Here is an 11329-nt window from a genome sequence, read left to right on the forward strand (position 1 = left end):
AGGAGCCGCAGGGTCCCGTTCCGTCCCCGCCGGCGGCACCACAGGCCGCCGCCGCTGAGCAACCGGCGTCCGCGACCCCGGACACCGCGCCGACCGAGGTCGCACGTTCGGCCGGGATCCTCAGCGCCGCCACCGATGAGCTCATCGCCGAACCGCACCGCACCTCCGGACCGCGCCCGATCACCCTCGGTGGCGACGCGCTCTTGGCGATCGCCTCACACGCGTTGTCCGAACCCACCGCCCAGGCGGCACTCCCGGTGCTCCTGAGCTCGGTCGCGGACGGCGACAGCACGGTGCTGGATCCCGTGGCGAACGATGCGACCGCCCAGCTGGCCGACTCCGGTGGCATCCTCGACCGCGTGCTCGGGTGTTCGACGACCGGCTGGCCTGGGGCGATCGAACGCTCGGACGCGGAGGTCACCACGCCGACGCTGCTGGAGGACGTCGCGGCCGCTGCCTGCTCCTCGTTCGCCGTGAGTGCGACGCCGCCGCCGGGAGCGATCGGGACGTCGGTCCTCGTGCTCGGCGCCCCGGAACAGGCCGCCGCCCTCGCCGTCCCCGTCGCCGATGGCACGGCGAACGCCCTCGTGGCGGTCTTCCCCGGGTCGGGAGCCGTCCCATCGGTCAGCAGTGCGTGCGCACGGGTCGCGATGCGTGCGTGGCTCAGCGATCCGGCGAGCTATCGGGCGGCACTCTGCGACACCGACGACGCGGCCGTCACCGTCGTCGATCGAGCCGATGTCGCGGCGAGCCCACGGTGGGCCCAGCAGACCTCGTCGGACGCCGGTGGCAGGTGGTTGCTGCTGGTGCTGCCCATCCTGTTCGGGCTCGTGGCCATCGGATGGTCCGTGGCGTGGGGCTACCGGCTGATCACCCAGGCGCTTCGGCGCCAGCCGGTCCAGGACGGTCTCCTGCTGGGGATCGCTCCGGTGTTCGGAGCGACGTGGGCGATCGGCGGAGCCGTCGTGCTCGTCCGTGCGGCTGCCTCGAGTCCGGCGATCGCGCTCGTCGGGGTGCCCGCCGCGTTGCCGTGGCTCTCCATCGCCCTCCTCGTGAGTTGCCTCGGGTTGGTGCCCGTCTGGCAGGGGGCCCACCGCGGATCGCGGCTGCGGATCGCCGCACTCTCGCTGCTGTGGGCGGCGACAGCCGGCTGGACCGCACTCTTCGTCCTCGCCTGGTGGTGAGCCGTGGATCGCCCACGCCCAGCGCGCGCTGATGAGCGGGAACGGGGACGGAGCCAGTAGCCTAGACACGGGCCGCCGGCCGAAGGAAGAGGGGCAGATGGATAAGCAGCGCGACTTCGTTCTCCGCACGATCGAGGAGCGGGGCGTCAAGTTCGTCCGGCTGTGGTTCACCGATGTCGTCGGGACGCTCAAGTCCGTCGCGATCGCCCCGGCCGAAGTGGAAGGCGCGTTCTCCGAGGGCCTCGGCTTCGACGGATCGGCGATCGAGGGGCTCAGCCGCTCCTACGAGTCGGACCTCCTGGCCCACCCCGATCCGACGACCTTCCAGATCCTGCCGTGGCGCGGCGAGATCGACCCGACGGCGCGCATGTTCTGCGACATCACGACGCCCGACGGCCAGCCCGCCGTCGCCGACCCGCGGAACGTCTTGAAGCGCACCCTGGCGAAGGCCGCCGACATGGGGTTCACGTTCTACACGCACCCCGAGATCGAGTTCTACCTGTTGAAGTCCTCGCAGTACGGCGTCGACGGACCGGAGCCGGTCGACTCCGCGGGCTACTTCGACAACGTCCCCGGTGGCACCGCGCACGACTTCCGTCGACGTTCCGTCCGGATGCTCGAAGACCTCGGGATCTCCGTCGAGTTCAGCCACCACGAGGCGGGACCCGGCCAGAACGAGATCGACCTGCGGTACGCCGACGCCCTGACGACGGCCGACAACATCATGACCTTCCGCACCGTCGTGAAGGAGGTGGCGATCGAGCAGGGCGTCTACGCGACGTTCATGCCGAAGCCGCTCGTCCACCAGCCCGGCAGTGGCATGCACACGCACATGTCGTTGTTCGAGGGTGACTCGAACGCCTTCTACGAGGCGGGTGCGCAGTACCAGCTCTCGAAGACGGGCCGGCAGTTCATCGCCGGACTCCTGACGCACGCTCCGGAGATCACCGCGGTGACGAACCAGTTCGTGAACTCCTACAAGCGACTCTGGGGTGGCGTCGGACCGAACAAGCTGTCCGAGGCCCCGAGCTTCGTCTGCTGGGGCCACAACAACCGCTCGGCCCTCGTGCGCGTGCCGCTGTACAAGCCCAACAAGGGCCAGAGCGCTCGGGTCGAGTACCGCGCCATCGACTCCGCCGCCAACCCGTACCTCGCCTTCTCGCTCATGCTCGCTGCTGGGCTGAAGGGCATCGAGGAGGGCTACGAGCTCCCGCCGGAGGCCGAGGACAACGTCTGGACCCTCTCCGACACCGAGCGTCGGGCGCTGGGATACAACGCACTGCCCGCCAGCCTCGATCGCGCCGTCAGCCTCATGGAGGGTTCCGAGCTCGTGGCGGAGACGCTCGGCGAGCAGGTGTTCAACTACGTCCTCCTGAACAAGCGACAGGAATGGCACGAGTACCGGGCTCAGGTGACCCCCTTCGAGTTGGCCAGCAACCTGGAGATGCTCTAGACGAGGGGACCGGTCGGTCGCATGGTCCGCGAGAACATCTCTCTGAGCACGCTCGCCCGTCTCGGGTTCACCGGTCTGGGTGAGGCGCGGGACCGGCTGGACGAGCTCGCCGAGCTCGTCCAGCTCGACCCGGCGTCGCTGTCGCCCTCCTTCGCCGTCGCGGCCGACCCCGACGCCGCGCTGGTCGGTGTGCTGATGGTCGGTCGGAAGTCACCCGACGAGCTCTCAGCGCTCCTGGCGGACCAGGCCTCGGCCGAGCGACTGTTCCGATTGTTCGGCGCCTCGCAGGGGTTCATCGACTTCTTCCTCCGCCACCCCGACCAGCTGTCGGTGTTCGAGTTGCCGGTCACCCGCGTCCCGACGCTGCAGGAGGCGCGCGACGAATTGCTCGCGAGCGTTGGTGCCGAGGACGGCTTCGCCGCGATCGTCGAGGAGCCGGCCTGGGACGCGATCCGCGTCGTCTACCGGCGACTGCTCGCCGAGGTCGCCCTCTTCGACCTCTGCGCCCCGGATCCGATCGTCGTGCTCGACCGGGTCGCCAGTGCTCTCTCCGACCTCGCTGCCGGTGCGTTGGAGGCCTCCATCGCCGTCGCACGCACGCAGACGAGCGGCCCGAGGGCTCCCGGCGTGTACCCGCGCGAAGAGGTCGCAGCCACCCGCTTCGCCATCATCGGCATGGGCAAGGCGGGCGCACGGGAGCTGAACTACGTCTCCGACGTCGACGTCATCTTCGTCGGAGAGGGTTCGGGCGACGGCGAGGACGGGCTCGACAACGGGCGTGCCGTCGAGATCGCCACCCGGCTCGCGGTCCTCACCATGCGCGGTCTCGGACAGGCTGGTCTCGAGCCGAGCCTGTGGGAGGTCGATCCGAACCTCCGCCCGGAGGGGAAGGCCGGCGCCCTCGTCCGCACGCTCGAGTCGCATCTCGTGTACTACGACCGCTGGGCGAAGAGCTGGGAGTTCCAGGCGCTCCTCAAGGCACGGGCTCTCGCCGGCGATCCCGAGCTCGGTGCCCGCTACATCGAGGCGGTGCAGCCGAAGGTGTGGGGGAGTGCGTCCCGAGAGGGCTTCGTCGAATCGGTCCAGCGCATGCGCGAACGGGTCACCGAACACATCCCGGCGGAGGACGTCCACTACCAACTCAAGCTCGGCCCGGGCGGGCTCCGCGACATCGAGTTCACGGTCCAACTGCTGCAGCTCGTCCACGGACAGCTCGACGACTCCGTGCATCAACGCGGCACCCTCGCCGCCCTCGACGGCCTCGCGACCGCCGGGTACATCGGTCGCGCCGAGGCGCAGGAGTTCGCGCACGACTACCGCCTGCTGCGCGTGCTCGAACACCGCCTGCAGCTGACGCGCCTGCAGCGCACGCACATGATGCCGCGCGACGAGCCGTCCCTCCGATCCCTGGCCCGATCGAGCACGCTCGCGACGACCGCACAGGCCCTCGTCACGCGATGGGAGGCCACGAAGCACGGTGTCCGGCAGCTGCACGAGCGGTTGTTCTACCGGCCGCTGCTCTCGGCGGTCGCGGCCTTGCCCGAGAGCGGTCTGAGTCTGACGAGCGGTCAGGCGGAGGCGCGACTCGCGGCGATCGGCTTCGTCGACCCGCGCGGCGCGCTCGCCCACATCGGGGCGCTCACCGCCGGCGTGTCGCGGCGCGCCAACATCCAGCGGCATCTGCTCCCCGTCATGCTCGGCTGGTTCGCGGACGGCGCCGATCCCGACTACGGATTGCTCGCCTTCCGTCGGCTCAGCGAGTCCCTCGGCGAGTCGCACTGGTTCCTGCGGATGCTCCGCGACTCCTCAGGCGCGGCCGAGCGGCTCACGCGGGTCCTCTCGGGGTCCCGGTTCATCGGCGAGCTCATGGACCGCATCCCCGAGTCGGCCGCTTGGCTCGCCGGAGACGAGGACCTCCTCCCGCGATCGTCGACCGCGCTCGGCGAGGAGATCGCCGCCATCCTCAGACGACACGACTCACCGGACACCGCAGCCGCCGCCATCCGCGCGGTGCGGCGACGCGAAGTCCTCCGGCTGGCGATGTCGTCGACCGTCGGCATGCTGGACGTGCAGGGCCTCGCCGCCGGACTGACGGACGTGTCGACGGCGACGCTCGCAGGGCTCCTCGGCGCCGTCAGACGCATCGGCGGCCTCGGCGCGGACATCGAGTTCGCCGTCATCGCCATGGGCCGCTACGGCGGCGCTGAGCTCGGACTCGGTTCGGACCTCGACGTCCTCTACGTGTTCCGGCCGAAGGAAGGGGTCGACACCCAGAATGCACAGCGCCAGGCCGGAGCGATCGCCGCAGAACTCAAGCGTCTGAGCGAGGACGCCCGGCTCCCGCTCGACCTCGACCTCGACCTCCGTCCCGAGGGGAAGAACGGTCCGCTCGTGCGCTCCCTCGACTCCTACCGCAACTACTACGCGCGCTGGTCCCTCACCTGGGAGGCGCAGGCGCTGCTCCGCGCCGCCGGAGTCGTCGGCGACACCGAGCTCATCGAGGCGTTCACCGAGGTGGCGGACACGGTCCGCTACCCCGCCGCGATCAGCGAGCAGTCCGTCCGCGAGGTCAAACGGATCAAGGCACGCGTCGAGAACGAGCGGCTGCCGCAGGGCGCCGACCCGACGAGACATCTGAAGCTCGGGCGCGGCTCGCTCAGCGACGTCGAGTGGTTCGTGCAGCTCCTCCAGCTCGAGCACGGCGCGGCGGTACCGTCGTTGCGCACCACCTCGACGCTCCGAGCGCTCGACGCGGCGGTGGAGGCGGATCTCGTCGATCGGGAGTCCGCCGAACGACTCCGTGAGGCCTGGATCCTCGCGTCGCGGATCCGCTCGGCCATGACGCTGTGGTTGAACAAGACGCAAGACGTGCTGCCGAGCGATCGACAACAGCTCGAAGGCGTGGCGCGACTCCTGGAGTACCCGACCGGATCGGCGAGTCTCCTGGAACAGGACTACCTCGCGGCCACCCGGCGCGCCCGGACGGTCTTCGAGCACGGCTTCTACGGCATCTGAGCCGATCGCCTCGACGACACGGAACCGCCCGCCATCCGAGAGGATGACGGGCGGTTCGCGGTACAGCAGGTGTCGTCAGACGCCGTAGTACAGCTCGAACTCGAACGGGTGCGGGCGCTGGGCCAGCGGCTTGATCTCGTTCTCGCGCTTGTACTGGATCCAGGTCTCGATGAGCTCCGGCGTGAAGACGTTGCCGGCGAGGAGGAACTCGTGGTCCGCCTCGAGCGCCTCGAGGGCAGCGCCGAGCGATGCGGGCACCTGCGGGATGTTCTTGGCCTCCTCGGGGGGAAGCTCGTAGAGGTCCTTGTCGACGGGCTCGTGCGGCTCGATGCGGTTCTTGATGCCGTCGAGGCCGGCCATCAGCTGAGCGGCGAACGCGAGGTACGGGTTGCCGGAGGCGTCGGGCGCGCGGAACTCGATGCGCTTGGCCTTCGGGTTCGTGCCCGTGATCGGGATACGGATCGACGCCGAGCGGTTACCGGCCGAGTAGACCAGGTTGACGGGGGCCTCGAAGCCGGGGACCAGGCGGTGGTAGGAGTTCACCGTCGGGTTCGTGAACGCCAGGACGGCCGGGGCGTGCTTCAGCAGGCCACCGATGTACCAGCGGGCGAGGTCGGACAGGCCGCCGTAGCCGTTCTCGTCGTAGAAGAGCGGCTTGCCGTCGCTCCACAGCGACTGGTGCGTGTGCATGCCCGAGCCGTTGTCGCCGAAGAGCGGCTTCGGCATGAACGTCGCGGTCTTGCCCCACAGCTCAGCCGTGTTCTTCACGATGTACTTGAACTTGAGGATGTCGTCCGCCGCGGCGACCATGGTGTCGAAGCGGTAGTTGATCTCGGCCTGGCCGCCGGTGCCCACCTCGTGGTGCGCGCGCTCGAGGATGAGGCCGGCGTCGATCAGCTTGAGGCTGATGTCGTCGCGGAGGTCGGCCTGCTTGTCGACGGGGCTGACGGGGAAGTAGCCACCCTTGTAGGGCGTCTTGTTGCCGAGGTTGCCGCCCTCTTCTGCGCGGCCGGTGTTCCAGGCTCCCTCTTCGGAGTCCACCGAGTAGAAGCTCGAGTGCTGGTTCACCTCGTATCGGACGTCGTCGAAGATGTAGAACTCGGCCTCGGGCGCGAAGAACGCGGTGTCGGCGATGCCGGTCGAGGCGAGGTACTTCTCAGCCTTCTTGGCGACCTGACGCGGGTCCTTGGAGTAGATCTCGCCGTTGCGGGGGTTGTAGATGTCGAACACCATGATGAGCGTGCGCTCGGCACGGAAGGCGTCGATGTAAGCGGTGGAGACATCCGGGATGAGCTGCATGTCCGACTCGTGGATGTTGGCGAAGCCACGGATGGACGAACCATCGAAGAGCTGGCCGACGGTGAAGAACTCCTCGTCGACGGTGCTGGCCGGGATGTTGAAGTGCTGCTGCACGCCGGGAAGGTCCGTGAAGCGGATGTCGAGGAACTTGACATCGGTGTCCTTGATGAACTTGAGCACTTCGGAAGAATCACTGAACATGTGAATGGCTCCAAATGGGGTTGGTACAGGGAGGCTGCACAGCGCAGCCATCTGTGAGACTACGGGGAGGGGGTTACCCCGCCATGACACCCATGTTTCGTGGATGTTACGAGAATCCCCGCCCGAATAGAATGGCACAGTGCCCCACACCCCGCAGAATCCACGGACCTTCGGAGAGCTTCCTCCCAGCGCCTTCCCCGGTGAACGCCTGGGACTCCCGGAGAGCGGCGTCAGGTCGGTCGCGCGGGTCGGTCGGCGGATCACCGCCCTCGTCATCGACTGGGCCCTGGCGGTCGTCCTCTCCGTCGCGTTCTTCGCCTACGACGCCACCGCGACGCTCGTGATCTTCGCCATCATGCAGTTCGTGTTCATCCCGACCATCGGCGGCAGTCTCGGCCATCGCCTCTGCGGGATGCGTCTCATGCCGTTGACCGGCGGGTGGGTCGGACTCTGGCGGCCGGCCGTCCGGACGGTGCTCCTCTGCGTGCTCATCCCGGCGCTCGTCTGGGATTCGGACCAGCGCGGCTTCCACGACAAGGTCGCCGGCACGGTGCTCCTGCGGGTGCGCTGAACGCAGCCGGAAACGCGAACGGCCGCCCTCCGTCAGGAGGGCGGCCGTCGTTTCCGTACCGCGAGGTGTTCCGAGCGGTGTCGGTGGGTCAGCGCGCGCGCTGCGGGCGGACCCGCATCGGGTCGACGCCCTTCGGGATGGGGAGCTGCGTCCCGAACGAGGACAGACGGTTGCTGACCGCGAGCACCTCGGGGTTGGTCAAGGACTTCTTGACCTTCCGGAGGGCGCCGGAGAGCTGACGGAGCTGCACCGAGTCGGCGTCCGGGCCGACGTGGAAGACCGTGATCGGCACGTTCGGGAGGATGCGGGTGACCTTGCGCTTCTCGTCCTCGAGCAGGCGTGAGGTCCGCGATCGGGGTCCTTCGGCGATCAGTGCGACGCCACCACGGCCCACGGCCCGGTAGATCGCGTCCTGGGTCTTCGGGTTCACGGCGACGGGCATCTCGCTGGTCTGCCACGAGCGCGGGGCAGCGCGGAGCACCTGGCCCACCGCGCCCGGCCGACCCTCGATCTGCGTGTAGACGACCTTGTCCGCGCGCCGGGTGAGGATGAACAGAGCCGCGAGGATGCCGGCGAGCACGCCCGCGATGATCCACATGACGAGCGCGAAGATGTTGCCCGCCGAGAACAGCAGCGCGACCGCGACACCGATGAGCACCGGCAGGATGAAGCCGCCGAGCATCAACCACTGCGCCGCCTTGTCGTGGCGACGGGTGAGCTGGAACACCTGCCAGAGCTGCTTGATCCGCCCTGGTTCCTTCTGCGCCGCCGGGGGCGCGTCCTTCTGAGCCATGCTCCCAGGATAGCCGGTGACGGAGGGTCCTGATGCTGCGTTCTGCTCCACAGGCCGGCAGCGCGGGGAGCTTGTCCACAGCCGCGTGCGCCGACGCCGTCGGACGGGGCTCCGCGTCGGAGGATCGAGCTATGGAAACACTGCCAGACCCGTCGGCCACCACAACCCGAGTTGCCGGCCGTCGTCTCGTCCGGCGCTTGGGCGAGGGCCGGGAGTGGACGGCCTACTCGACGGTGCTCGCCCACGCCGGATCCGCGCACGGAGGGCGTACCGACCAGGCCGCCCCGGCGGGCGACGCCGTGCTGCTCCGAGCGAGGGCGGACGCCGCCGAACGCAACCTCTGGCGTCGCGCGGCCATCCTGTCCCGACTCGACCACCCGCACATCGTGAGACTCGTCGACGTCGCCGAGGATCCGAACGGCCTCCCGTGTCTGCTGGTCGAGCGGCTCGCCGGTGGCACGTTGGGAGAACTGTTGCGCCGCCGGGAGTCGATCGCTCCCGGTGAGGCCGTCACGATCCTGGCACCATTGGTCGACGCCATCCGCGCAGCGCACCTCTCCGGGATCAGCCACGGGTCGATCAACGCTTCGGCCGTGCGCTTCGCCGACGACGGCCGACCGGTCCTCTCCGGCTGGTCGGCCGCAGCTCCCGTGGACCACCAGACCATCGATGGTGGGCTCGGCCGCACCGCTCCGGCGTTCGCTGCCGATTGGACGGCGTTCGCGGGGCTCATGGACGGTGTCCTGCAGGCGACCGACCCCGACGAGACCCCCTCGACCGTGGCCTGGGCCGACGTCGTGCCTGAACTCGCCGACCACGAGATCGCCAATCGACTGCAACAGCGGATCCACGCCCTGGCACGACCGCTCCCGGTCCTGCTCGACCGCGTCGACCCGCCGTCCGCATCACCTGCCGATGCCATCCGTGCTTCCGCCGATCGCGCGCAGCGGACCGCTCCGCTCCCGCCGACCCGACGAGCCGCGGTCGAATCGAGGCGTCGGTCACGACATCCCGCGTCGTCGCTGCGTCGTCGTCTGGCCTGGCGACCCGGTCGAGGCACACGGGTAGCGGCCGCCGGCCGCTCGACGCCGTCCGTCGACTCCAGCCCGAGACGTCGTCGACTCGTGATCGGAGCGGCGGGCGCGGCAGCGGCACTGGTGTCGGCTGCGATGGTGTTCCTGCCGTCCGAAGACCCGAGCACCGCGATCGCGCCGACGCCGGCCGGTTCGGTCGGCCCGGCGTCCGCGGCGGTCACGACGATCGCGCCACCGGTGGAGACACCGACGTCAGCGGCGGACGAAGCCGGCGCCGTCGACGTGGTCACCGGTGACGATCCGGCGGCCGCGGCCCGCGAGCTCGTCCGTCGACGGGATCAGTGCCGCACGACGGGGGAGGAGGGGTGCGTCTGGGACTCCGTCGAACGCGGGTCCCCGTTCGAGGACGACGAGCACCTCGGTGTCGGGATCGGATCGATCGATGCGGCGAGTCTGGACCTCGTCGACCGTCAGGGCGACGCGGCGGTCCTCCGCGGCACGGCCGAGCCGTCCGAGACGGACGAGGCCGCCGCAGGACGACGACAGCCCGTCACGCTCCTCGTGGTGAGGGGCGAGACGGGCTGGCGTCTGCGGGAGGTGTTCACCGCCGGATGAGGCGATGCACACAGCGCGATCGGTTCGGGATCAGATCCCGAGCGAGTCGCGGAAGTCGCCTGCTTCGAGGCGGTTCTTCACCTGGACGAGGAAGCGTGCAGCGTCCGCGCCGTCGATGATGCGGTGGTCGTAGCTCAGCGCGAGGTAGACCGTCGAACGGATTGCGATCGCGTCTGCACCGTCGACCGTGACGACGACCGGCTTCTTCGTGACGATACCCGTACCCAGGATCGCCGACTGCGGCAGGAACACGATCGGGGTGTCGAACAGGGCGCCGCGCGAACCGGTGTTGGTCAGCGTGAACGTGCCGCCCGACAGCTCGTCCGGCTGCAGCTTGTTGTCGCGAGTGCGCTGCGCGAGATCGGCGATCTCGGCGCCGAGCTCGGCGATCGACTTGGAGCCCGAGTTGCGGATGACCGGCGTCAGCAGGCCACGCTCGGTGTCCACGGCGATCGCGAGGTTCTCCGTCTCCGGGTACACGATCTGGTCGCCATCGACGGTGGCGTTGATGATCGGGTACGTCTGGAGCGCCTCGCTGGCGGCAAGGGCGAAGAACGGCAGGAACGACAGCTTGTTGCCGGTCTTGGCGAGGAACTCGTCCTTGACGGCCGTGCGGAGTGCCGCGACCTTCGTGACGTCGACCTCGACGACGCTCGTCAGCTGGGCGGTGCCCTGCATCGAAGCGACCGCGCGCTCAGCGACGACCTTGCGCAGACGCGACATGGCCTTGCTCGTGCCACGCAGCTCGGAGACCTGGACGGTCGGAGCAGCGGGCGACTCCGTGGCGCCACCGGCGCTCTGAGCCTGCAGGACGTCTTCCTTGCGGATACGTCCGCCGACACCGGTGCCGGTGACCGTGCTGAGGTCGACGCCGTGCTGGTTGGCGAGACGACGCACCAGCGGCGTGACGTAACCGGAGTTGACGACCCCGCCGGCGGCAGGCGTTGAAGCGGCGGCCGGAGCAGCAGCAGGTGCAGCGGCAGGTGCCGGAGCAGCAGCAGGCGCAGCGGCGGGAGCCGGAGCAGCAGCGGGAGCCGGAGCAGCAGCAGGAGCCGGAGCAGCAGCAGCAGGTGCCGGTGCAGCGGCAGGTGCCGGTGCAGCAGCAGGCGCAGCGGCGGGAGCCGGAGCAGCAGCGGGAGCCGGCGCGGCAGCAGGTGCCGGCTC

General features: G+C 69.5%; 8 protein-coding genes. 5 read left to right on the top strand and 3 right to left on the bottom strand.

The window, feature by feature from the left end; translation table 11 throughout:
• The 3 genes from IFT89_RS18095 to IFT89_RS18105 form a co-directional block, all read left to right on the top strand.
• The coding region (locus IFT89_RS18095; RefSeq protein ID WP_202939652.1) for a hypothetical protein at positions 1–1184 on the top strand (1184 nt) is incomplete at its 5' end.
• 97 nt (positions 1185–1281) lie between these two features.
• A complete protein-coding gene (locus tag IFT89_RS18100) occupies positions 1282–2637 on the top strand; it encodes a glutamine synthetase family protein (protein ID WP_079705870.1) in 1356 nt (451 codons plus the stop codon).
• A 21-nt stretch (positions 2638–2658) separates the two neighbouring features.
• On the top strand, positions 2659–5652 hold the full coding sequence (locus tag IFT89_RS18105; RefSeq protein ID WP_137241721.1) for a bifunctional [glutamine synthetase] adenylyltransferase/[glutamine synthetase]-adenylyl-L-tyrosine phosphorylase: 2994 nt from the start codon (positions 2659–2661) through the stop codon (positions 5650–5652).
• Positions 5653–5727: 75 nt separating this feature from the next.
• Here IFT89_RS18105 and glnA read toward each other — a convergent pair whose 3' ends face one another.
• Positions 5728–7152, bottom strand: coding sequence for a type I glutamate--ammonia ligase (gene glnA, locus IFT89_RS18110; RefSeq protein WP_056005986.1), 1425 nt, complete (start codon positions 7150–7152; stop codon positions 5728–5730).
• A 139-nt stretch (positions 7153–7291) separates the two neighbouring features.
• Here glnA and IFT89_RS18115 point away from each other — a divergent pair, with 139 nt between their 5' ends.
• Entirely contained in the window at positions 7292–7723 is a 432-nt protein-coding gene (locus IFT89_RS18115; RefSeq protein WP_202939653.1) for an RDD family protein, read from the top strand.
• 88 nt (positions 7724–7811) lie between these two features.
• On the opposite strand, the gene IFT89_RS18120 is transcribed toward IFT89_RS18115, so the two are convergent.
• On the bottom strand, positions 7812–8516 hold the full coding sequence (locus IFT89_RS18120) for a DUF4191 domain-containing protein (RefSeq protein WP_071260054.1): 705 nt from the start codon (positions 8514–8516) through the stop codon (positions 7812–7814).
• Positions 8517–8647: 131 nt separating this feature from the next.
• Between IFT89_RS18120 and IFT89_RS18125 the strand changes: the two genes are divergently transcribed.
• The gene (locus tag IFT89_RS18125; protein WP_202939654.1) at positions 8648–10165 is read left to right on the top strand and encodes a protein kinase domain-containing protein; all 1518 of its coding nucleotides are present in this window, start codon (positions 8648–8650) and stop codon (positions 10163–10165) included.
• Between the two features lie 30 nt (positions 10166–10195).
• On the opposite strand, the gene IFT89_RS18130 is transcribed toward IFT89_RS18125, so the two are convergent.
• The coding region (locus IFT89_RS18130; protein ID WP_202939655.1) for a 2-oxo acid dehydrogenase subunit E2 at positions 10196–11329 on the bottom strand (1134 nt) is incomplete at its 5' end.

Origin of the sequence: Plantibacter sp. CFBP 13570, from assembly GCF_014841395.1 — a bacterium.
Lineage (GTDB): Bacteria > Actinomycetota > Actinomycetes > Actinomycetales > Microbacteriaceae > Plantibacter > Plantibacter auratus.

What these genes read in the sequence shown, in the direction of transcription:
- glnA (WP_056005986.1), bottom strand. Translation starts at nt 7,152, where the DNA reads ATGTTCAGTGATTCTTCCGAAGTGCTCAAGTTCATCAAGGACACCGAT.
- IFT89_RS18120 (WP_071260054.1), bottom strand. Translation starts at nt 8,516, where the DNA reads ATGGCTCAGAAGGACGCGCCCCCGGCGGCGCAGAAGGAACCAGGGCGG.
- IFT89_RS18100 (WP_079705870.1), top strand. Translation starts at nt 1,282, where the DNA reads ATGGATAAGCAGCGCGACTTCGTTCTCCGCACGATCGAGGAGCGGGGC.
- IFT89_RS18105 (WP_137241721.1), top strand. Translation starts at nt 2,659, where the DNA reads ATGGTCCGCGAGAACATCTCTCTGAGCACGCTCGCCCGTCTCGGGTTC.
- IFT89_RS18125 (WP_202939654.1), top strand. Translation starts at nt 8,648, where the DNA reads ATGGAAACACTGCCAGACCCGTCGGCCACCACAACCCGAGTTGCCGGC.